This window comes from Nonomuraea sp. NPDC003804 (assembly GCF_040610675.1).
Lineage (GTDB): Bacteria > Actinomycetota > Actinomycetes > Streptosporangiales > Streptosporangiaceae > Nonomuraea.
The window spans coordinates 51981-72325 of sequence record NZ_JBEXMT010000002.1; the positions used below are offsets into that span (position 1 = coordinate 51981).

The 20345-nt window shown below is 69.6% G+C and carries 21 protein-coding genes, 1 tRNA gene and 1 pseudogene; 17 read left to right on the forward strand and 6 right to left on the reverse strand.

What is annotated here, in order from left to right; translation table 11 throughout:
• Positions 1 to 46 precede the first annotated feature (46 nt).
• Complete coding sequence (locus ABZX22_RS02475; RefSeq protein ID WP_354905304.1) at positions 47 to 2044, forward strand: MFS transporter; 1998 nt, start codon at positions 47 to 49, stop codon at positions 2042 to 2044.
• On the opposite strand, the gene ABZX22_RS02480 is transcribed toward ABZX22_RS02475, so the two are convergent.
• The 3 genes from ABZX22_RS02480 to ABZX22_RS02490 all read right to left on the reverse strand — a co-directional run bounded on the left by ABZX22_RS02480 (position 2041) and on the right by ABZX22_RS02490 (position 4560).
• On the reverse strand, positions 2041 to 2334 hold the full coding sequence (locus ABZX22_RS02480) for an FmdB family zinc ribbon protein (protein WP_354905306.1): 294 nt from the start codon (positions 2332 to 2334) through the stop codon (positions 2041 to 2043). The two genes, ABZX22_RS02475 and ABZX22_RS02480, sit on opposite strands and share 4 nt — an antisense overlap.
• 66 nt (positions 2335 to 2400) lie before the next feature.
• Positions 2401 to 3906: a potassium/proton antiporter gene (locus ABZX22_RS02485; RefSeq protein ID WP_354905308.1), complete on the reverse strand. Its 1506-nt coding sequence runs from the start codon at positions 3904 to 3906 to the stop codon at positions 2401 to 2403.
• Positions 3907 to 3981: 75 nt separating this feature from the next.
• The gene (locus ABZX22_RS02490; RefSeq protein WP_354905310.1) at positions 3982 to 4560 is read right to left on the reverse strand and encodes a 5-formyltetrahydrofolate cyclo-ligase; all 579 of its coding nucleotides are present in this window, start codon (positions 4558 to 4560) and stop codon (positions 3982 to 3984) included.
• A 25-nt stretch (positions 4561 to 4585) separates the two neighbouring features.
• Here ABZX22_RS02490 and galU point away from each other — a divergent pair, with 25 nt between their 5' ends.
• From galU to ABZX22_RS02525, 7 genes are all read left to right on the forward strand, one after another.
• Positions 4586 to 5488, forward strand: a complete 903-nt coding sequence (gene galU / locus ABZX22_RS02495; protein ID WP_354905312.1) for a UTP--glucose-1-phosphate uridylyltransferase GalU — start codon at positions 4586 to 4588, stop codon at positions 5486 to 5488.
• Positions 5475 to 6665: a gephyrin-like molybdotransferase Glp gene (gene glp, locus ABZX22_RS02500; protein WP_354905313.1), complete on the forward strand. Its 1191-nt coding sequence runs from the start codon at positions 5475 to 5477 to the stop codon at positions 6663 to 6665. The genes galU and glp overlap by 14 nt, the downstream gene beginning before the upstream one ends.
• Positions 6662 to 7132, forward strand: coding sequence for a cyclic pyranopterin monophosphate synthase MoaC (gene moaC / locus ABZX22_RS02505; RefSeq protein ID WP_354905315.1), 471 nt, complete (start codon positions 6662 to 6664; stop codon positions 7130 to 7132). Before glp ends, moaC begins: the two co-directional genes overlap by 4 nt.
• Positions 7117 to 7605, forward strand: coding sequence for a MogA/MoaB family molybdenum cofactor biosynthesis protein (locus tag ABZX22_RS02510; RefSeq protein WP_354905317.1), 489 nt, complete (start codon positions 7117 to 7119; stop codon positions 7603 to 7605). Before moaC ends, ABZX22_RS02510 begins: the two co-directional genes overlap by 16 nt.
• A 519-nt stretch (positions 7606 to 8124) precedes the next feature.
• Positions 8125 to 8757: a GNAT family protein gene (locus tag ABZX22_RS02515; RefSeq protein ID WP_354905972.1), complete on the forward strand. Its 633-nt coding sequence runs from the start codon at positions 8125 to 8127 to the stop codon at positions 8755 to 8757.
• Between the two features lie 178 nt (positions 8758 to 8935).
• Positions 8936 to 9538, forward strand: a complete 603-nt coding sequence (locus tag ABZX22_RS02520) for a hypothetical protein (protein WP_354905319.1) — start codon at positions 8936 to 8938, stop codon at positions 9536 to 9538.
• A 66-nt stretch (positions 9539 to 9604) separates the two neighbouring features.
• Positions 9605 to 9681: transfer RNA gene (locus ABZX22_RS02525), tRNA-Ala, on the forward strand.
• Between the two features lie 102 nt (positions 9682 to 9783).
• Here the strand turns inward: ABZX22_RS02525 and ABZX22_RS02530 are convergent.
• On the reverse strand, positions 9784 to 9942 hold the full coding sequence (locus ABZX22_RS02530; RefSeq protein WP_354905322.1) for a hypothetical protein: 159 nt from the start codon (positions 9940 to 9942) through the stop codon (positions 9784 to 9786).
• A gap of 340 nt (positions 9943 to 10282) precedes the next feature.
• Between ABZX22_RS02530 and ABZX22_RS02535 the strand changes: the two genes are divergently transcribed.
• The 8 genes from ABZX22_RS02535 (at position 10283) to ABZX22_RS02570 (ending at position 17487) form a co-directional block, all read left to right on the forward strand.
• On the forward strand, positions 10283 to 11008 hold the full coding sequence (locus ABZX22_RS02535; protein WP_354905324.1) for an ABC transporter ATP-binding protein: 726 nt from the start codon (positions 10283 to 10285) through the stop codon (positions 11006 to 11008).
• Positions 11005 to 12321: an FtsX-like permease family protein gene (locus ABZX22_RS02540; protein ID WP_354905326.1), complete on the forward strand. Its 1317-nt coding sequence runs from the start codon at positions 11005 to 11007 to the stop codon at positions 12319 to 12321. Before ABZX22_RS02535 ends, ABZX22_RS02540 begins: the two co-directional genes overlap by 4 nt.
• A 242-nt stretch (positions 12322 to 12563) precedes the next feature.
• The gene (locus ABZX22_RS02545) at positions 12564 to 13067 is read left to right on the forward strand and encodes a prephenate dehydrogenase dimerization domain-containing protein (protein ID WP_354905328.1); all 504 of its coding nucleotides are present in this window, start codon (positions 12564 to 12566) and stop codon (positions 13065 to 13067) included.
• A gap of 26 nt (positions 13068 to 13093) precedes the next feature.
• The gene (locus ABZX22_RS02550; protein WP_354905330.1) at positions 13094 to 13747 is read left to right on the forward strand and encodes a response regulator transcription factor; all 654 of its coding nucleotides are present in this window, start codon (positions 13094 to 13096) and stop codon (positions 13745 to 13747) included.
• 161 nt (positions 13748 to 13908) lie between these two features.
• On the forward strand, positions 13909 to 14406 hold the full coding sequence (locus ABZX22_RS02555) for a hypothetical protein (RefSeq protein WP_354905333.1): 498 nt from the start codon (positions 13909 to 13911) through the stop codon (positions 14404 to 14406).
• Between the two features lie 71 nt (positions 14407 to 14477).
• Complete coding sequence (locus tag ABZX22_RS02560) at positions 14478 to 15464, forward strand: hypothetical protein (protein WP_354905335.1); 987 nt, start codon at positions 14478 to 14480, stop codon at positions 15462 to 15464.
• Positions 15465 to 15544: 80 nt separating this feature from the next.
• The gene (locus ABZX22_RS02565) at positions 15545 to 16240 is read left to right on the forward strand and encodes an ABC transporter ATP-binding protein (protein WP_354905338.1); all 696 of its coding nucleotides are present in this window, start codon (positions 15545 to 15547) and stop codon (positions 16238 to 16240) included.
• A gap of 77 nt (positions 16241 to 16317) precedes the next feature.
• Entirely contained in the window at positions 16318 to 17487 is a 1170-nt protein-coding gene (locus ABZX22_RS02570; protein WP_354905341.1) for an ABC transporter permease, read from the forward strand.
• A 34-nt stretch (positions 17488 to 17521) separates the two neighbouring features.
• On the opposite strand, the gene ABZX22_RS02575 is transcribed toward ABZX22_RS02570, so the two are convergent.
• Positions 17522 to 18802 carry a HAMP domain-containing sensor histidine kinase gene (locus ABZX22_RS02575; protein ID WP_354905344.1) on the reverse strand — a complete coding sequence of 427 codons (1281 nt, stop codon included), beginning with the start codon at positions 18800 to 18802 and terminating at the stop codon, positions 17522 to 17524.
• 116 nt (positions 18803 to 18918) lie between these two features.
• On the reverse strand, positions 18919 to 19014 hold the full coding sequence (locus ABZX22_RS02580; protein WP_354905347.1) for a (4Fe-4S)-binding protein: 96 nt from the start codon (positions 19012 to 19014) through the stop codon (positions 18919 to 18921).
• A gap of 71 nt (positions 19015 to 19085) precedes the next feature.
• Here ABZX22_RS02580 and ABZX22_RS02585 point away from each other — a divergent pair.
• Positions 19086 to 19844, forward strand: a pseudogene (locus ABZX22_RS02585) (nitroreductase/quinone reductase family protein); the annotation flags it as partial.
• Between the last annotated feature and the right edge of the window lie 501 nt (positions 19845 to 20345).

A 20345-nucleotide genomic window follows, 5' to 3' on the forward strand; every position in this document is an offset into this window, starting at 1 on the left:
ATCGCGAAGAGTATGCTCGCCTCGACGGGACGGTCCGGGGGAAACCATGCCAGAGCGTCAGAAGGACCAGGGGGAAGGCCGGCGCGCGGGCCTCGGCCTGATCATCCTCGCGCTCATGCTCGGCATGCTCCTGGCCGCCCTCGACCAGACGATCGTCTCCACGGCCCTGCCCACGATCGTCAGCGACCTCGGCGGCCTGGAACAGCTGTCCTGGGTCGTCACCGGCTACCTGCTCGCCTCGACCGTCTCCACCCCGCTCTGGGGCAAGCTGGGCGACCAGTACGGCCGCAAGCACCTCTTCATCGCCGCGATCGTCATCTTCATCGTCGGCTCCGCCCTCTGCGGCCTGAGCCAGTCCATGGGCCAGCTCATCGCCTTCCGCTCGTTGCAGGGCCTGGGCGGCGGCGGCCTGATGGTCCTCGCCCAGGCGATCGTCGGCGACGTCGTCCCGCCGCGCGAGCGCGGCAGGTATCAGGGTTTCTTCGGCGCCGTCTTCGCGGTGGCCAGCATCGTCGGCCCGCTGCTCGGCGGGTTCTTCGTCGACCGCCTGTCCTGGCACTGGGTCTTCTACATCAACCTGCCCGTGGCCGCCGTCGCCCTGGCGGTCATCGTCGCCGTCCTGCCCGGCCGTACCACCCGGACCCGCCACACGATCGACTACGCGGGCATCGTCCTGCTCGGCGGCGCGACGTCCTGCCTGGTCCTGCTGGCGACGTGGGGCGGCACCACGTACGCCTGGTCCGACCCGGTCATCCGGGGGCTCGGGCTGGCCGCGGTGGCCATGCTGGCGGGCTGGTGGTTCGTGGAGCGGCGGGCCGCCGAGCCGGTGCTGCCGCCGCGGCTGTTCGCGACGCGCAGCTTCACGGTGACGTGCGCGGTCGGCTTCGTCGTCGGGTTCGGCATGTTCGGCGCGCTGACCTACCTGCCGCTGTTCATGCAGGTCGTGTACGGCGTGAGCGCCACCCTGTCGGGCATCCACCTGCTCCCCATGATGGCCGGCATGCTCACCATGTCGATCGTGAGCGGGCAGGTCATCTCGCGTCACGGCCGCTACAGGGTCTTCCCGATCGCCGGCACGGCCGTGGCCACGGCCGGGATGTTCCTGCTCTCGCGCCTGACCGAGACGAGCTCCACCCTCGTCATGAGCGTCGACCTGCTCGTGCTCGGGGTGGGGCTCGGCATGACCATGCAGGTGCTGGTGATCGTGGTGCAGAACGCGGTCGGTTACGCCGACCTGGGCGTGGCCACCTCGGGAGCCACGTTCTTCCGGTCGATCGGCGGCTCGTTCGGCGTCGCCGTCCTCGGCTCGGTCTTCACCGCCACGCTCAACGAGGACCTGCGGCTGCTGCTGACCACCGTGCGGCTGCCCTCGGGGTTCGACCCCGAGCAGGTGCGGGCCGATCCGACGATCGTCCAGCGGTTGCCGCCCGCGCTCGCGGCCGACTTCCTGCACATCTACGCCGACGCGATCTCCAGCGTGTTCGCGGTGGCCACGCCGATCATGCTGGTGGCGTTCGTGCTGTCGTGGTTCATCCCCGAGAAGCCGCTGAAGAAGACGGTCGCGGCCGGCGACATCGGTGAGGGGCTGGGCGCGACCTCGGCCGAACGGTCGTCCCTGGCCGAGGTCGAGCGGGGTCTGATGCGCCTGGCCGACACCGAGCTGCGCAAGGACTACTACGCGAGGCTCGGCGAACTGGCCGGACTCGACGGCGTCTCGCCGGCGGGCGTCTGGATCATCGCCAGGCTCGGCGGCCACGGGTGGGTACGGGCCCAGGACCTCGCCGACCGCGGGAAGGTCACGCGGGCGGAGGGCGGGCCGTACACCGCGCAGCTGATCGCCATGGGGCTGGTCAGGCGGTCAGCGGACGGCGAGTCGCTGAGGCTCACGGCCGAGGGCGACCGGGCGTACACGGCCCTGCTCGGGCGGGCCAGGGACGGGCTCAGGGAGCTGGTCGCCGACTGGGGCACGCACCCCGAGCTGCACCAGCTGCTGGACAGGTTGTGCCCGCAGCTGCTCGGCGCGGACGCCGACCGGCCCGGTTAGCTGGTGGCGGCGGGAGCCGCGGCCGGGGAGGGCGTGGCGGCCGGGGTGCTGCTGCTGCTCGTGCTCTCCGCAGGCTTGGCCGCCGTCGTGGTCGACGTGGTCGTCGACGACGAGGAGCGGTTGTCGGTGCGGTAGAAGCCCGAGCCCTTGAAGACGATGCCAACGGCCGAGAACACCTTGCGGAGCTGGCCCTCGCAGGAGGGGCACACCGTCAGGGCGTCGTCAGAGAACTTCTGGACGACCTCGAGTGGCTGGCCACAGTCATTGCAGACGTACTGGTACGTGGGCACGCGCTCCTCCTTAGGTTGGCACTCGACCTACGCGACTGCTAATCATAAACACTCCTCGGCAGCGGCTCATTCCATACCGCGCTCGCCGTACCATCCCGCCAGCTTGCCCCTGCGGCTGACCGCGCGCATCCGGCGCTCGACCTGGTCCCGGCAGGAGGCCGTGGTGACCACCAGCAGCTGGTCGTCCGACCTGATCCTGGTGGTGACGGTGGGGACGAAGGTGCGGCCCTCCCTGACGATCAGCGTGACGTTCGCGTCGGCGGGCAGGCGCAGCTCGAAGATCTCCACACCGTGGAGCAGCGAGCCCTGGGGCACCTTGATCTGGAGCAGGTCGGCGTTCAGCTCCTCCAGCGGCGCCGACTCCACGTCGAGGTCGAGCGGCTCGCCCTCGGTGGCGATGCCGAGCAGCCTGGCGACGTACGGCAGGGTCGGACCCTGCACGAGCGTGAACACGATGACGATCACGAAGACCTGGTTGAACAGGTGCTCGGCGTTGCCGACGCCCGCCGCCCAGGGGATCGTGGCCAGGACGATCGGCACCGCGCCGCGCAGTCCCGCCCACGACAGGAAGGCCTGCTCGCGCCAGTCGATGCGGTCGAGGCGGGCGATCCGCACCAGCCACGCGCAGACGACCACCGACACCGGCCTGGCCAGCAGCAGGAGGACCGTTCCCGCGATGAGCGCGGGAACGATGTCCTCGGACATCTCGCTCGGGCTGGCCAGCAGGCCGAGCATCACGAACAGGCCGATCTGCGCCAGCCACGCGAGACCCTCGGCGAACCCGCGGGTGGCGGCCCGGTGCGGCAGCCTGGCGTTGCCCAGGATCAGTGCCGTCAGGTAGACCGCCAGGAAACCCGAGCCGTGCAGCAGGACCGCGCCGCCGTACGCGACGAAGGTCAGCGCCAGCACCGCGAGGGGGTAGAGGCCCGAGGCGGGCAGCGCGACGCGGCGCAGCGCATAGGCGCCGGCCGGGCCGAGCAGGCAGGCCACGCCCGCGCCGATGGCCAGCTCCATCACCGCCTCGAGGACGAACTCGCCCAGACTGGGCACCGGCCGCGCCACCTGGCTGAGCAGCACGACGACGATGACCGTCGGGGCGTCGTTGAAGCCCGACTCCGCCTCCAGGATGCCCGCCAGGCGGCTGGGCAGCGGGAGCCTGCGCAGCACGGAGAAGACCGCCGCCGCGTCGGTGGAGGCCAGCACGCCGCCGAGGATGAGCGCGGTGCGCCAGTCGGCCCCCAGCAGTCCTTGGACGGCCAGCGCCACGACCACGATGCTGACCGCCACCCCGACGGTGGCCAGCGCGAGCGCGGTGGGCACCGATCGGCGGACATGGCCCCACGTCGTGGTCAGACCACCCTCGGCCAGGATCAGCGCCAGCGCGCCGAGGCCGATCTGCTGGGCGAGCATGGGGTCGTCGAAAGGGATCCCGAAGCCGCTCTCGCCGAGCAGGAGCCCGAACCCGAGGAAGAGCAGGAGGCTGGGCAGGCCGCTGCGGTGGGCGACCCGTACCGAGGCGATGGCCGCGATGACGACGGCTGCTCCCAGAAGAAGCCAGACGTCGAGTTTCATCCGGCCCCCTCTCCTGTCCTGAGGGCTATTGTCGCGTACTTGCCGAGCTAGTCCGCCCTGACTGGTCGCGCCTGGTTACGCCGGTTTCTGGACGTTCGTCAGGCCACTCGGCTGCATCACCCACTTGACGCGCTGGTCGTGCGGCTCGGCCGGGACGCCGCTGATCAACTCGCCGTCGTGGAGGAGCGCGACCGTCGGCACGTTCGGCCCGACCCTGGCCAGCGCGCGGTCGTAGGAGCCGCCGCCGCGGCCGAGCCGTACCCCCGAGTCCTTGTCGACGGCCAGCGCGGGGACGATGACGAGCGCGGCGGTGCGGACGGCGTCGACGCCTCTGCGCGTGTCAACCGGCTCCATGATCCCGAAGCGCCCGGGGGCCAGCGTGTCAGGGCCGTCGTAGACCGCCCAGTCGAGGTCGTTGTCGTCGCGCAGCACGGGCAGCATGACCGTGGCGCCGTGCTTCCACAGCGCGAACACCAGCCCGTGCGTGTCCGGTTCGGTGCCGATCGACCAGTAGCACGCCACCAGGCCGGCCATCTGCACCCACGGCTGGTCGAGCAGTGTTTCGCGGATCGTGCGGGCGTCGTCCCGCCGTTTCTGCTCGGTAATGGCGGCACGCTGCTCGGTCAGCCGGCGGCGCAGCTTCAGCTTGTCCACAGATACCTCCAGTAGGGTCCCCTGTATGGCTGACTTCGACCCAGTGACGAAAGCCGTCGTGCCTGCCGCGGGCATGGGCACCCGGTTCCTTCCGGCGACCAAGGCAACTCCCAAGGAGATGCTGCCGATCGTCGACAAGCCCGCGATCCAGTATGTCGTCGAAGAGGCCGCTTCCGCCGGACTGCTCGACGTGCTGATGGTGACCGGCAAGAACAAGCGTTCCATCGAGGACCACTTCGACCGCGCCTTCGAGCTGGAAGGTGCCCTCGAGGCCAAGGGCGATGAGGAGCGGCTGTCCCAGGTCCTCGAGCCCGCCTCGCTGGCGACCCTCCACTACGTACGGCAGGGCGAGCCCAGGGGCCTCGGGCACGCGGTGCTCTGCGCCAAGCAGCACGTCGGCGACCACCCGTTCGCGTGCCTGCTCGGCGACGACCTGATCGACTACCGTGACGAGCTGCTCAAGCGCATGATCGAGGTGCGCGGCACCTACGGCGGCAGCGTCATCGCGCTGATGGAGGTGCCGAAGGAGCAGGTCTCCCTGTACGGCGTGGCCACCATCGAGGCCACCTCCGAGGACGACGTCGTCCGCGTCACCGACCTGGTGGAGAAGCCTGCGGTGGAGGAGGCGCCGTCCAACTGGGCGGTCATCGGGCGCTACGTGATCGACCCGGCGGTCTTCGAGGTGCTGGAGAACACCCCGCCAGGCCGCGGCGGCGAGATCCAGCTCACCGACGCGCTGCGCACGCTCGCGGGCCGCGGCGGCGAGGAGGGCGGTCCGGTCCACGGCGTGCTGTTCCGCGGCCGCCGCTACGACACCGGTGACAAGCTCGACTACCTGCGCACCGTCGTGAAGTTCGCGGCCGATCGCGAGGATCTCGCCCCGGAGTTTGTACCGTGGCTGCGTGAGTTCCTCGATGAAATCGGTTGACGCGCACCTGGCCGACATCCTCGCCACGGTGCGCACGCTGGCCCCGCTCGAGGTCGAGCTCGAGCGGGCGCTCGGCACCACGCTGGCGGAGGAGATCTCCTCGCCGGTGCCGCTGCCGCCGTTCGACAACTCCGCCATGGACGGCTACGCCGTCAGGTTCGTCGACGTCGCCGACGCGCCCGTGACGCTTCCCGTCATCGACGACGTCGCGGCGGGCTCGGCGGAGCTCAGGGCGATCGGGCAGGGGCACGCCGTCCGCATCATGACGGGCGCGCCGCTGCCCGCCGGCGCCGACGCGGTCGTGCCCGTGGAGTGGACCGACGGCGGCACCGCCACCGTGCGCGTCGACCGCCCCGTCGCCAAGGGCAATGCCATACGGCGGGCGGGCGAGGACGCGCAGGCCGGCCAGGTCGTGCTGAAGCCCGGCACCCGCATCGGCGCCGCGCAGCTCGGCATCATCGCCGGCACCGGCCGCCGCAGGGTGCTGGTGCGCCCGCGCCCGCGCGTCGTCGTGCTCTCCACCGGCGCCGAGCTGGTCGAGCCCGGCGCTCCGCTCGGCCCCGGCCAGATCTGGGACTCCAACAGTTTCACGCTCACCGCGGCCGTCCGCGAGGCGGGCGGCGACGGCTTCCGCGCGGGCACGGTGTCCGACGACCCTGCCGCCTTCCTCGACCAGCTCGACGCGCAGCTGGTGCGCGCCGACGTGGTCATCACCAGTGGCGGGGTGTCCATGGGCGCCTACGAGCCGGTCAAGGAGGCGCTCAGCCCGCTCGGCACGGTCCGCTTCGAACGCGTGGCGATGCAGCCCGGCATGCCGCAGGGCTTCGGCGTGGTCGGCGACGACCAGGTGCCGATCTTCACGCTGCCGGGCAACCCGGTGTCGTCCTACGTGTCGTTCATGATCTTCGTACGGCCGGCGCTGCGGAAGATGAGCGGGCTGCCCGCCGGACCTTCGCCCGTCCACACCGCCCAGACGCTGGCCCCGCTCAGGTCGCCCGCGGGCAAGCGGTCGTTCCTGCGGGGCGTGCTGTCCGACGACGGCACGGTGGTGACGCCCGTCCACGGGCAGGGTTCACACCAGCTGGCGGCGCTCGCGTCGGCGAACTGCCTGATCGTGGTGCCGGAACAGGTGACCGATCTGCCCTCAGGGGCCGCAGTACAGGTGATTCGGATATGAGTGGATTCACACACCTCGACCCCACGGGCGCGGCGCGCATGGTCGACGTCGCCGGCAAGGACGTCTCCGTCCGGACGGCCACGGCCACCGGACGGGTCGTGCTCTCCGGCGAGGTCGTCGCGCTGCTGCGCTCCGGCGAGGTGCCCAAGGGCGACGCGCTCGGCGTGGCGCGCATCGCGGGGATCATGGGGGCCAAGCGCACCCCCGACCTGATCCCTCTCTGCCACCCGATCGCCGTCCACGGCGTGTCTGTCACGCTCGACGTGGTCGACGCGGGAGTGGACATCACCGCCGTGGTCAAGACCGCCGACCGCACCGGGGTCGAGATGGAGGCGCTGACCGCGGTGACCGTCGCCGCGCTGGCGCTCATCGACATGGTCAAGGCCGTGGACCCGGCAGCGGTGATCACCGACGTGCGGGTGGAGGAGAAGACGGGCGGCAAGACCGGGGTATGGAGACGCCCTTGATCCGCGCGCTGGTCATCACCGTGTCGAACCGCGCCTCGGCAGGGGTCTACGAGGACAAGTCGGGGCCGCTGCTGGCGTCGCTCCTGGCGGCGGAGGGGTGTGAGGTGTCCGGCCCCGTCGTGGTCCCCGACGGGCCGCCCGTCGAGGAGGCGCTCAGGGCCGGCGTGGCCGAAGGGTACGCGGTCGTCGTCACCACCGGCGGCACCGGGCTGACCCCCCAGGACCTGACACCCGAGATGACGGCCAAGGTCATCACCCGCGAGATCCCCGGCATCGCCGAGGCGATCCGGCAGGCGAACAGGGAGCGGGTGCCGACGTCGGTGCTGTCGCGCGGGCTGGCGGGGCAGGCGGGCGACACGTTGATCGTGAACCTGCCGGGATCGTCGGGCGGGGTGCGGGACGGCGTCGCCGTCCTGGCACCGATCCTGCGGCACGCGGTCGACCAGATCCACGGCGGCGACCATCCCCGCTGACGCGACGGCTCGGCTCGCGCTCCCTTGCCCTTCTCGGCACGTCCGGCGCGCCTCAGCCTGCCTCCGGCGGCTACTCTCCGTAGCGGGACGGCTGGCCTTAGAGCGGCCTCGGTTCGCCATGGTGGCCGCATCCTTGCACCGCATCGCCGAACGGCACGCCACCACCGCCCTCCCGTCGGTGACGTCGCCGCGGCGTCCGAAGAGAAGTTTTGCGGCGCCCGGGACGAGCCCGTGGCGTCCGGGGAGCAACTCCGCGCCTGGAGAGGAGCTCCACGCCTGGAGAGGAGCTTTGCGGCGCCCGGGACGAGCCCGTGGCGTCCGGGGAGCAACTCCGCGCCTGGAGAGGAGCCCCGCGCCTGGAGAGGAGCCCCGCGGCGTCTGGGGAGGAGCTTTGTGGCGTCTGGGGACGAGCCCCGTGCCTGGAAGGGAGCCCCGCGGCGCCTGGAGAACAGCCCCCGGGACAGCGTTCCCCCACGGACCAGGGGGATCCATGGCGGCTTCGCCGTGTTCCGGGGGATGATGAGTGACGTGGATCGACTTCGTGGCTGGCCGGCGACCCTGACCGAGGGGCCCGTGGGACTACGTCCCCTCCGCCTGGCGGACGTCCGCGTGTGGCGCGACACCCGCCTGCGCAACGCCGACTGGCTGCGCCCCTGGGAGCCGAGCAACCCCGAAACGCCCCTGTTCAGGACCGGCCTGGGGCCGTACCTCTCGATGGTCGCCACCCTGCGCAGAGAGGCTCGCCAGGGTCTCGCCATGCCGTGGGTCGTCACCTACGAGGGCAGGTTCGCAGGTCAGCTCACCGTCGGCGCCATCGTGTGGGGCTCGGCCCGCACCGCTCAGGTCGGCTACTGGATCGACGGCGCGCTCGCCGGACGCGGCATCACCCCCACCGCGCTGGCCATGGCCGTCGACCACTGCTTCTTCACCAGCGGCCTCCACAGACTCGAGGCGAACATCCGTCCCGAAAATCACGCCAGCCGCAGAGTGGTTGAGAAGCTCGGGTTCAGGGAAGAAGGCATTCGTAGGCGTCAGCTCCACATCGACGGGGCCTGGCGCGACCACATTTGTTACGCGCTGACCGTGGAAGACGTGCCCCGCGGGCTGCTCGTGCAGTGGCGTCGCGCGGGGTCGTCGCATGAAGAGGTTTGACGATCTCGCGACACACCGCACCGAATACTCGTCAATTAGTGACACGCGGTCTTACGGTGCGTGACGTGAGCACATCGAAGACGCCAAGAACACGCACGCGTCTTCGTGCTGCCCGCGGGACCGTTCCCGGGGCGTCCACGACGCCTGGTACGGCCCTTCCTGGCGCTCGGAGGTGGCCGTGAGCAGCGTGTTGCTGTACCTCGCCATCGTGGTGATGTGGCTGTGCGTGCTCGTGCCGATGTGGTTGCGCAGAGACCGGAGCAACCTGGCCGAGCTCGAGGAGTTCTACGCGGCCGAGATCACCGGACCTGTCCCGACCATGGCCGCCTCCTCCCCTGTGGAGTCGCAGGACTCCGAGCCCGTCGAGCCGTACGACACGATCAGCGACCTCACGCAGCCGCCGGTCGACCTGCGTCACCTGCGCGCCCGCCGTCGAGCGATCATCGTAGCGCGCCGCAGGAGGATGCTGTTCTTCTCGATCCTTCTGGTGCTCGCCTCCGTGGTGACCGCCGCCGTCCAGGTCATCCCCTGGTGGGGGGTGGCGCCCGCGGGTGTCCTGCTCGCGTCCTACCTCACCGTGCTGCGCATCGCCACCCGCATCGACAGGGAACGCCGCCTCCGCGCCGCCGAGGCCCGTGCCGCCCACCTGCGCCGCCAGCGCGAACGGCGCCGCGCCGAGACCCTGGCCGCCGAGCAGGAGGCCGAGATCATCGAGTTCCGGCAGCCCGACGTGCTCTTCGACCAGTACGCGGACCCGCCTCGCCGCGCGGTGGGCGACTGAGGCGCACGCGCGGCGCGTGGTTGGCGCGAGGACCCTTGGAAGTTTGCTAATCTAGTCGAGGTCCTTGGGGATGTAGCGCAGTCCGGTAGCGCACTTCGTTCGCATCGAAGGGGTCAGGGGTTCGAATCCCCTCATCTCCACCAGGAAGATGCAGGTGAGAAGGGTTCTCGGAGTAATCCGGGGGCCCTTTTCTCATGTCTGGAAGTCGATGGGAGCCAATCGGGGAGCCATCTCACTCGGATTCTCTACCCGTGGCGGCTGTCGCCGAAGATGGTGTTCATCGTGTGGGCACCCTTGGTGATCACCGGCCGGAGCTGGTGCCGGTACACCGCTTCCGTGACGCTGGTGCCAGCGTGCCCGACGAGATCGGCGATCGTCTCGATGGGTACGCCCTGGTCACTCATGATTTCTTCGGATAGCTCAGGTCGAGGTCGTGGCCCTTGAGACGGCCGTTCAGCCCTGCTGTCATGGCCCTGACGGTGGAGTATGTCCCCCGCCACGAGGGGCTGAGGTAGGGCAGATCCTGGCGGAATTTCTCGAGGTGGCCGAGGTCGCTGGGGTGCAGGGTGATGGTGTGCTGGTGGCAGATCTTCTCGCCTGGAAGATCCTTGCGAACGGGTCAAGAAAGGGTCCCAATCGCACGCTTCTCAGGGTTGAGGTTGTCAGGGACCTGCAGACCCCCAGGGATCAATCGGGGTGATGCCTGATGGGCGATGACGGACCACTTCCGGCACGCTGATGATCATGAGTGATCATGCGGTCGCCCTTGAGGGAGTGACCAGGACATATGGGAAAGGTGCTACCGAGGTGGCGGCGCTCGGCCAGGTCAGCGTCGGGTTCCCGCGCGGCAGTTTCACGGCCGTGATGGGTCCGTCGGGGTCGGGGAAGAGCACACTGCTGCAGTGCGCGTCGGGGCTGGACCGGCCGGACTCGGGCGCGGTTCGCATCGCCGGGCAGGACATCACCCGCCTGGAGGAAAAGGAACTGGCGGTGCTGCGCCGCGACCGGATCGGCGTCATCTTCCAGGCGTTCAACCTGGTGCCGTCACTGACCGCCTGGCAGAACGTGATCCTGCCCAGCAGGCTGGCCGGGCGGCGGCCCGACCCGTCTCGCGTGCGGGAATTGCTGCACCGGGTCGGGCTGGCAGGGCGGGAGGGGCATCGCCCGGCGCAGCTGTCCGGTGGCCAGCAGCAGCGGGTGGCGATCGCCCGCGCCCTGCTCGGCAGGCCGGAAGTGCTGTTCGCCGACGAGCCGACGGGTGCGCTGGACCGCCGTACCGGGCACGAGGTGCTGGCATTGCTGCGGGAGGCGGTCGATGAGTTCGGCCAGACAGTGGTCATGGTCACGCACGATCCGGAGGCGGCGGTCCAGGCGGACAGCGTGCTGTTCCTGACCGACGGGCGGATCGTCGACATCCTGGACAAGCCCTCGGCCGACCAGATCGGCATGCGGCTGGGCGGCCGCCGGTGACACTCGTCCTGGCCTGGAACAACGTCCGGACCAATCGGATGGGCTTTGCCGCCTCGTTCGCGGCGGTGCTCTTGGCCGCGATGCTGGTGGGCGGAAGCGGCATGGTGGTCGCCGGCGCCGGAGCGCGCGACGAGCTGAACGGCGTCATGGGGTTGCTGGTGCTGTCGGCCGTGGTGTCGGGGTTCGTGTCGGTCTTCGTGGTCGCGGGCATGCTGAGCCTGCACGTGCTGCGCCAGCGCAGAACCTGGGCGCTGCTGCGGTCGGTCGGCATGACGCCGCGGCAGGTGAGCCGGCTCATCACGGCGGAGGCGCTGGTGGTGGCCGTGCTGGCGAGCGCGGCGGGCTGCGTGCTGGCCGTCCCGTACGCCGCGGTGATGGCGGGGTTCATGCGGATGACCGGGTTGGCGCCGACGGGCATCCCGGTGAAGGTCACGATGGGGCCGTTCATCGTGGCGCTGGTGGTCGGGTTGGTGGTGACGCTGCTGGCGGCCCGGGCCGCGGCGCGCAAGGCGGTCGGCGTGGGACCGCTGGAGGTGCTGCGGGAGAGCGCGGCGCAGCGGCGGCTGCTGCCCTGGCCCAGGGCGGTCTCCGGCGGGGTGGCGCTGGCCGGGGGCATCGTGCTGTTGTTCCTGGTACCGCAGGTGAAAGCGACAGCCGCGGTGCCGGCCGGGCTGGGGGCGACGATGGCGCTCTGCGTGGGCGCATCTGCGCTGGGCCCCGTCGCACTGCGAGGGATGGGCTGGCTGCTCGGAGCCGCAGCGGCCCGGTTCGACCCAGGCGCCGGAATGCTGGCCGGGTACTCGCTGGTCACCCAGCCGCGCCGGGCGATGTCGGCCGCCTCGCCGGTGATGCTGACCGTGGCGCTGGCGTCTACCTTCCTCTTCGCCGTGGCGACCTCCGATGCGGCGGCGGGCGTCGTCCGCACCGGGCCGTCGGCGTGGGCGGCCCCGATGCTGGTGGGATCGGCGGTGGTCTACACCGTGATCTCGGTGCTCAACGCGACGGCCATGACGATGGCCGAGCGGGCCGAGGAGATCCGGCTACTGCGCACCTTGGGAACCAAGCCGCAGCAGCTCACCAGGATGGTGTGCTGGGAGACGTTGGCCGTGACGTGCGCCGGGACGCTGCTCGGGACGGGCATCGCCGCCGCATCCCTCACCGCACTCGGCCAGGCCGCAACCGGCCAGCCGTCATTCGCCTACTCCCTGCCCCAGTACGCAGGGCTGGTGCTGGTCTGCGCCGTGAGCGGCCTGGCCGGAGCGGTGGTCTCAACCCGGAAGGCGCGGCGCGGGTCGCTTCGGCCCGATGACTGACCTCGAAGGCATGATGTCGTCATGGTGGGGGTGCGGAGAAGTCCAGTACGGCCAGGCAGCCGTGTCTGCCGACACGAGATCACCGCAGAGGACGACAACCAGACGCAGCCGTGTCCGGGAAACGATCACATCCATCCTGGGAAGCGATCTCCTTAGCCTCCCTTCACCACCAGGCCAGTCCTATTCGTGAACACCCCACCCAGGTCAAAAGGCCGCTTCCAGAGCGTTGGAAGCGGCCTTTTGTGTTGCTGGGTGACTTGGAGTTGGCCGGCCAAGGGCTGCGCGACGTGACCCGGATAGCGGGCGGTGACGTGCGGCTGTGGCGGGCGATCCTCGCCGGGAACGCTCTCCCGGTCGCCGATGCGGTCGATGGAATCGCCCGAGACCTCACCCGTGCGGCAACTGCACTGCGCATCGGTGACCTGGATGCGTTAACGGACCTATTGCAGCGCGGGATCTCCGGGCGGGGGAGGATCCCCGGCAAGCACGGTGAGCCCGCTCGCGACTATGCAGTGCTTCAGGTGGTCCTGCAGGACCGGCCCGGCGAGCTTGGCCGTCTGTTCAACGCGTCCGGGCTCGCCGAGGTGAATATCGAAGACGTCCGGCTCGAGCACTCGCCTGGCTTGTCCGTCGGCGTGGCCGAGATCTCCGTACGACCGCAGGACTCCGCGCACCTGACCGACACGCTGCGATTCCATGGCTGGCACGTGTCGACGATTGACCCGGTAGTTGTGACCCGGCTGTGACTGACGTCGGAGCAAGATGGGGCATTATGCGCGTGCTCGTTGTGGAAGATCAGGCCGAGCTGGCGGATTCGGTGGCCAGGGTGCTGCGCCGAGAGGGCATGGCCGTCGACGTCAGCTACGACGGAGACGATGCGCACGAGCGCCTCTTGGTAGTGGACTACGACGTGGTGGTCCTGGACCGGGACATCCCTGGAACGCACGGCGATGACCTCTGCGGAGAGCTCGCTTCGGGGTCCCGGAGGACGCGGGTGCTGATGCTCACCGCCTCTGGCACGATCGCCGAACGGGTCGCCGGCTTGAGCCTTGGAGCCGACGACTACCTGCCCAAGCCCTTCGCCTTTGCCGAACTCGTGGCCCGGATACGTGCCCTGGGGAGGCGGGCCCAACTGCCCACGCCGCCAATCTTGGTTCACGGTGATCTGAGGCTCGACCCGGCCGGGCGGGTGGCGACGAGAGCCGGGATGCGTCTGCCGTTGGCCCCCAAGGAATTGGCCGTGCTGGAGTATCTGCTCGCCGCCCGCGGTCGCGTCGTACCGGCCGAAGAGCTGCTGGAGCGGGTATGGGACGAGGAGGCCGACCCGTTCACCACCACCGTCAAGGCGACGATCAACCGGCTCCGGTCGAAGCTGGGGCCGCCCCCGCTGATCGAGACCGTCCCCCGCGTGGGCTACCGGATCTGATCGCCGTGGACTAGCGATCTTTGGTCGCGGGTTTCTGTAGCGATCTTTGGTCGCTAGATGGCTGATGCGTCACAGCACGGTCACAAGGCGCCTGACGCCCCTGTCACCGTCCCTCCCGTAGACAAGTGCCGAGCAGTTCGCCGGACAGGGAGAAGGGCGCCATGCGGAAGGCAATCATGACATTGACGGCGCTCGGGCTGATCGTCGTAGGCTGCTCGACCGGGCAGGACCCCGACAGCACCAGCGGAAACAAGACCGGTGCCGCGGCCGGGCAGGCGAAGGCGGTGAAGTTCGCCGAGTGCATGCGCGGCAACGGCCTCAAGGACTTCCCTGACCCGGTCGACGGCCAGTTCAACACCAACTTCAAGCGCGGCACCGTGCTCGACCCCAATTCGCCGCAGTGGAAGATGGCCCTGGACAAGTGCAAGGATCTGCAGCCCGCCGGGTTCCTGGGCGGCGACGGTCAGATGTCCGGCGAGCAGCAGCAGAAAATGATCAAGTACGCCCAGTGCATGCGGAAGAACGGCGTCCCGGATTTCCCTGACCCTGAGGGCGGTGCCCTGCTGAGCGGGACCGTAGACCAGGACTCGCGGGCGTACAAGGCCGCGGCGGAAGCCTGCCGCGAGCTCAACCCCGGTGGGCTGATTGGTGGTCAGTGATGCGGCGACCCCGGGTCATCACAGGTCTGGCGGTCGGCGCCGCGGCCACTGTCGCCGCGGGGGTGGTCCTCATGACCTATTCCGGTGGCGCAGTGCGGAGCGCGCAGCCCCGCCCACCAGAGACGGCGACGGTAACGCAGGGGCAGCTTGACTCCCAGATCATCGATGACGGGACGCTTGGGTATCGCAAACGCCCTGACGGCTCGCCGTACTCCGCGGTCAACCAGGCTCGCGGGATCTACACCCAGCTACCGCAGGAAGGTGACAAGGTCGACTGCGGGGGCGCACTCTACCGCGTCGACAACCGCCCGGTGCTGCTGTTGTGCGGGGACATGCCGGCCTACCGCGACCTGTCGATCGGCGCGGAGGGCAAGGATGTCCGACAACTCAATCAGAACCTGAAGGTGAGTGGAGACCGGTTCACCGCGAAGACCGCGCAGGCGCTGCGGAAGCTGCAGAAGAAGCGGGGGATGCCGGTGACCGGCCGGCTCCCCCTGGGCGATGCGATCTTCATGCCCGTCTCCATCAGGGTGATCGGGGTCGCCGTAAGGCTCGGCACCATTGCCCGTGCCGGCGCCGAGGTCGTGCAGGCGTCGCTAGCCGAGCGCCAGGTGAGTGTCGATCTCAATGCCGCCCAGCAGAGTCTGGTCGAGGAGGGGGACCGCGTTCAGATCACCCTGCCGGACAACAGGACGACCCCGGGCAAGGTCATCCGGGTCGGCGCGGTCGCCAGGCGGGGAGAGGGCGCGGGAGCCGGAACCACCGACACCACGATCCCGGTCCTCATCGCCATGGACCGGCCGCAGGACGCGCGGAAGCTGGACAACGCCCCCGTCCGGGTGGAGATCACCACCGACGGGGTGAAGGACACACTGATCGTGCCGGTGACATCAGTGATCGGCAGGGCCGCCGGCGGGTTCGCGGTGGAGCGGGTGCGCACCGACGGGCGGCGGGAGATCGTCCCCGTGGAGCTCGGCTTGTTCGACAACGTTAGCGGGCGTGTCCAGGTCATCGGGGCCCTCGCTGAGGGCGACAGAGTGGTGGTGCCGTCGATATGAAGCGCTCTGTCCATCCGGCTGAGCGAAACCCCTCCTCAGCATCGAATCGGGACAAGGTTCTGGAGCTTGAGGAGGTCACCATGGTCTACGGTGAGCAGCCGCCGGTGCCCGCGCTGCGGGGGGTGAGTTTCACCGTGCGCCGCGGCGAGCTGACGGCGATCGTCGGCCCGTCCGGCTCAGGCAAGTCCACGCTGCTCCATGTGATGGGGACGCTGGAGCGGCCCAGCGGTGGCACCGTGCGGATCGACGGCGTCGACGTAGCCGGATTGACCGACACGGAGCTGTCCCTCCTGCGAGCTCACCGCATCGGCTTCGTCTTCCAGCAGTTCTTCCTCGCCGAGTACGCCACCGTGGTGGAGAACGTCGCCGACGGGCTGCTGTACACCGGAGCCGGCCTGACCGAGCGCCACGCGCGTGCCGAGGAGGCGCTCGGGCGGGTCGGCCTGGCGCACCGGGCAGGGTTCCGGCCGCCCAAGCTCTCCGGCGGCGAACGGCAGCGGGTGGCCATCGCCCGCGCCCTGATCGGCCGGCCGGCGATCGTCCTTGCCGACGAGCCGACCGGCAACTTGGACAGCGTCACCGGCACGTCGATCGTGGAGCTCCTGCACGAGCTGCACGCCGACGGGGCGACGATCATCGTGGTCACGCACGATACGGAGCTCGCCGCCGCCCTGCCGCGCCAGATACGGATGCTCGACGGCCAGGTGGTCTACGACACGGCTGCGACACAGCCACACGACGCGGTGGGGCGGCACGAAGAGGACGGGGTCAGATGAGGACGGCGACGCATGGACGCGCCGACGTCGACCGCAGGGTCCGGCTGTCCTTCCGGGACAGCGCGAGGGTCGCGAGTGTGGGGCTGCGCACGCGGCCGCTGCGTGCCACCCTGTCGGCGCTGGGAATCGCCATCGGCACGGCCGCCATCGTCGGAGTGCTGGGCCTGTCCTCATCCTCACAGGCGGGGCTCCTCGCGGAGATCGACAGGCTCGGGACCAACCTGCTCAAGGCCGAGGCCGGGCGGACCTTCGGCGGCCAGACCGCGAACCTCCCGCTTGAAGCCCCCGCGCGGGTGTCGCACATCCCCTACACCCAGCAGGTGGGGCACACCGGGTTGATCAAGGACGCGAAGGTGTACCGGAGCCCCATGGTCCCCCAGGCCAATACGGGGGCCCTGCAGATTCGGGCGGCCAGCCTCAACCTGCCCTCGGTCCTGACCATGGGCGTGGATCGGGGGAGCTGGCTGAATGCCGGTACAGTTGAGGGCCCTGTCGCGGTGCTGGGGTCGGTGGCGGCGCAGCGGCTGGGGATCGACCGCGTCCACCCCGGCCTGCGCATCTGGACCGGCGGCCAGTGGTTCCACATCGCGGGCATCCTGAAGCCGGCCACGCTGGCCCCGGAGATCGACGCGAGCGTGCTGATCGGCTACGAGGCGGCCGACAAGTATCTGGGACACGTGAGCGTCTCCCGCGGTGAGGCGACGTACGGCCCGCCCACCACGCTCTATGTGCGCACAGCTACCGATCACGTCGAGGAGGTGCAGGCCGCGCTGGCACGGACCGCCAATCCCCAGGCTGCCAACGAGGTGAACGTCAGCCAGCCGTCCGACGCGCTGACTGCCCGGGCCGCGGCCGAAGGAGCATTCAACAGCCTCTTCCTCGGCCTCGGAGCCGTAGCACTGGTGGTGGGCGCCGTCGGCGTCGCCAACATCATGATCATCTCAGTGCTCGAACGCCGCTCGGAGATCGGTCTGCGCCGCGCCCTCGGCGCCACGAAGGGGCAGATCCGCATGCAGTTCCTCGGTGAATCGATTCTGCTCGCAGCACTCGGCGGCGTCGCGGGCGTGGCCGTCGGAGCGCTGGCCACCGTGGTGTACGCGGCAGGTAAGGGCTGGGCCGTCGTCGTCCCCGCACAGGCATGGACGGGGGGAATCGCCGCCGCGCTGCTGATCGGTGCGGTCTCCGGGCTGCTTCCGGCCCTCCGCGCGGCCCGGATGTCGCCGACCGCCGCCCTCCGTACGGTGTAATCGGTAGGACCGCCGCCCCCGGGGCCCTTCATGGTCAATCCTGCGGTGCCAGGCTGATCGCGAGGGGGAAGGCGACACGCACCGACAACCCGCCATCGGGCCGGGCCTGCGCGGAGAGCAGGGCGTCGTGGGCGGCGGCGATGGCGCGAACGATGGATAGGCCCAGCCCATGGTGGCCGTTGCTGCGGACGGTGCGATCCAGCCGCTGGAAGGGCTCGAGCAGGCGTGCCACCTGGTCGGGCGGAATCACCGGCCCGGTGTTCAGCACCGAGACAACGGCCCAACCGTCCATGATGCCGGTGACGACCTCGACCCGGCCGCCGGGCATGTTGTAGCGCACCGCATTGTCGACCAGGTTGGCCACGAGGCGTTCGATCAACGCCGGGTCCCCTGAAGCCAGGGCGGGCGAGAGAGCGGACTGGAGCCGCAGGTCGCCGGCCGGGGTCGCGCTTACCACCCGGTCGGCGCCCGCTGCCAGATCGACGGGCTGCCGGTGGGCGAGCCCTCCCTCGCTCTCGGCCAGGGTGAGCAGCGACTCCAGCAGGCGTCCCTGCTGCTCGCTGATGGCCAGCAGCCTGCCCATGGTCGAGCGCAGGGAGTCGGCGTCGGCGCCGGTGTCGAGCATGGCCTCTTCCAGCAGCGCGTGTTCCACGGTGAGCGGCGTGCGCAGCTCGTGCGCCGCATTGGCGACGAAATGCTTGCGCGCGTCCAGCGCGGCGTGCAGCCTGCCGAGCAACCCGTCGACGGTGTCGGCGAGATTCCGCAGCTCGTCGTGGGGACCTCGAAGGGCGAGCCGTTCATGGATGTTCCGCGCGGAGATCCGCCTGATCGTATCGTTCATCGTTCGGAGCGGCCGCAGGATCCGCCCGGAGATCAGCCAGCCGATCGCGAACGAGGTGATCGTCATGATGGCGAACGCGATCACCGACTGGATCAGCAGGTCCTGGATGAGGGCCTCGTTCTGCCGTTGGACGTATTCGCGGGCCTGCTCGGCGAGGCTGAGGGCTGGGGTAGGCACCTGCCGCCCGGGCTCCAGGGTGCCATAGCGCAGCGACGCGGTGTTGCGCCGGGAGTTCCAGACCAGCAGGAAGGTGATGGTGAGCAGGACGGCGCCCGACGCGGCGAACAGCAGCCCGTACAGGAGGGTCAGACGCAGCCGAACCGTCTGGGGGGAGGTGATGAACCGCAGGGACTCCAGCATCTCCCCACCGTAGGGTGAATAACGACATTCCGTTTGAGCACGTAGCTGACATACGGCGACATTGCTGCGGCTCTGGCGCGAATTTCGTGAATCCTCGCGATTTCGTAACCGCATACTCGTGAGTGCAGCCGCCCGGTGACTTCTACGGCAGTTCTGTCGTCCACCTCGATGAAACGCCTTTTCCGCAGCGACGGTGGGAGTGTTGGTCACCGTCCGTTTCGGGATCGGCGCTACGCGATGACGCTGAGCGCTCCGGAAGGGCAGGATTGCACCGCGCGGCGTACGGCCGCGTGGTGCTCGGCGGCCGGATCCGGGTCCAGCACCACGACCAGGCCCGCCCTTCAACAAGCAGGTCATCGACGAGTTCCGCGCCAACAACGGCTAAGTCGGTGGCCATTTCGAGGGAGCGAGGCTGCTCCTGCTCACCACCACCGGCGCCCGCTCGGGCAGGCCACACACGACCCCGCTCGCCTACCTGCCCGACGGCGTCGAGCGCATGCTGGTCATCTCCTCCGCCGGGGGAGCGCCGAACAACCCGGCCTGGTACCACAATCTGAAGGCCAACCCGCGCGCCACCGTCGAGACGGGCGTCCTCATCTTCGATGTCGAGGCGGAGGTCCTGGAGGGCGCCGAGCGCGACGCGGCGTTCGCCCGCGCGGTGGAAGGCGACCCTGGCTGGGCCGACTACCAGGCCAGGACGACGCGCACCATCCCGGTCGTCGCACTTCGCGTGGCTGGTCCGCCCCGGGACAGCGCACCGTCGGGCGGTGCGTACCTCAAACTGGTGCACGACGGCTTCCGCCGCGAACTCGCGCTGATCCGCAAGGAGCTGTCCGATTCAGGACGGCCAGGCCTGGGCGTGCAGCTGAGGATCAACTGCCTGACCGTCTGCCAGGGACTGCACCATCACCACACGGGCGAGGACACCATGATGTTCCCCGGCCTGGCCGAGCAGCATCCCACGCTCGCTCCGACGTTGAAGCGGCTGGCCCAGGAGCACGAGCGCATCGCCGTACTCCTGGAAGAGCTGAAGCAGGCCCTTTCCGGTGAGGATCCGCTGAAGGTACGGGCCGAGATCGAGCGGCTCGTCGATGAGCTTGAAGCGCACCTGAGGTATGAGGAGGAGCAACTGATCCCGATTCTCGACCTCGCCTGAAGTCCGAGGAATCCGGGAAGCGATCTTCTTCGCCCCTCTGAATACACGGCTCAGCCGTCCTCGTGAACGTCCCACCAGGAAGATGCAGGTGAGAAGGGTCTTCGGAGTCATCCGGGGCCCTTTTCTCATGTCTGGAAGTCGATGGGAGCCAATCGGGGAGCCATCTCAGTCGGATTCTCCACCCGTGTCGGCTGTCGCCGAAGATGGTGTTCATTGTGTGGGCACCCTTGGTGATCCGGCCTGAGCTGGTGCCGGTACACGGCTGCCGTGACGCGGGTGCCTGACGAGATCGGCGATGGTCTCGATGGGTACGCCCTGGCGGCCTTGAGCCCGGCTTCTGCCTGTTGCCGCGTGAGTGCCTTGCTGGGGCGTCCGGCCGTGCCCGTGGGCGTGGTGACCATTTCGGCAACGTTCCTGAGCACCATGTCGCGTGCTTGAGCTTGCCGGATGGCTCTCTTGAGCACGCTGTGGGTCTCTCGCAGGGTGGTGGTGGCCAGCTTG

What these genes read in the sequence shown, in the direction of transcription:
- ABZX22_RS02575 (WP_354905344.1), bottom strand. Translation starts at nt 18,802, where the DNA reads ATGCGGTTACGAAATCGCGAGGATTCACGAAATTCGCGCCAGAGCCGC.
- galU (WP_354905312.1), top strand. Translation starts at nt 4,586, where the DNA reads ATGGCTGACTTCGACCCAGTGACGAAAGCCGTCGTGCCTGCCGCGGGC.
- ABZX22_RS02510 (WP_354905317.1), top strand. Translation starts at nt 7,117, where the DNA reads ATGGAGACGCCCTTGATCCGCGCGCTGGTCATCACCGTGTCGAACCGC.
- ABZX22_RS02485 (WP_354905308.1), bottom strand. Translation starts at nt 3,906, where the DNA reads ATGAAACTCGACGTCTGGCTTCTTCTGGGAGCAGCCGTCGTCATCGCG.
- ABZX22_RS02565 (WP_354905338.1), top strand. Translation starts at nt 15,545, where the DNA reads ATGGTCTACGGTGAGCAGCCGCCGGTGCCCGCGCTGCGGGGGGTGAGT.
- ABZX22_RS02535 (WP_354905324.1), top strand. Translation starts at nt 10,283, where the DNA reads ATGAGTGATCATGCGGTCGCCCTTGAGGGAGTGACCAGGACATATGGG.
- ABZX22_RS02515 (WP_354905972.1), top strand. Translation starts at nt 8,125, where the DNA reads ATGAGTGACGTGGATCGACTTCGTGGCTGGCCGGCGACCCTGACCGAG.
- moaC (WP_354905315.1), top strand. Translation starts at nt 6,662, where the DNA reads ATGAGTGGATTCACACACCTCGACCCCACGGGCGCGGCGCGCATGGTC.
- ABZX22_RS02475 (WP_354905304.1), top strand. Translation starts at nt 47, where the DNA reads ATGCCAGAGCGTCAGAAGGACCAGGGGGAAGGCCGGCGCGCGGGCCTC.
- ABZX22_RS02555 (WP_354905333.1), top strand. Translation starts at nt 13,909, where the DNA reads ATGCGGAAGGCAATCATGACATTGACGGCGCTCGGGCTGATCGTCGTA.
- ABZX22_RS02530 (WP_354905322.1), bottom strand. Translation starts at nt 9,942, where the DNA reads ATGAGTGACCAGGGCGTACCCATCGAGACGATCGCCGATCTCGTCGGG.
- glp (WP_354905313.1), top strand. Translation starts at nt 5,475, where the DNA reads ATGAAATCGGTTGACGCGCACCTGGCCGACATCCTCGCCACGGTGCGC.
- ABZX22_RS02560 (WP_354905335.1), top strand. Translation starts at nt 14,478, where the DNA reads ATGACCTATTCCGGTGGCGCAGTGCGGAGCGCGCAGCCCCGCCCACCA.
- ABZX22_RS02550 (WP_354905330.1), top strand. Translation starts at nt 13,094, where the DNA reads ATGCGCGTGCTCGTTGTGGAAGATCAGGCCGAGCTGGCGGATTCGGTG.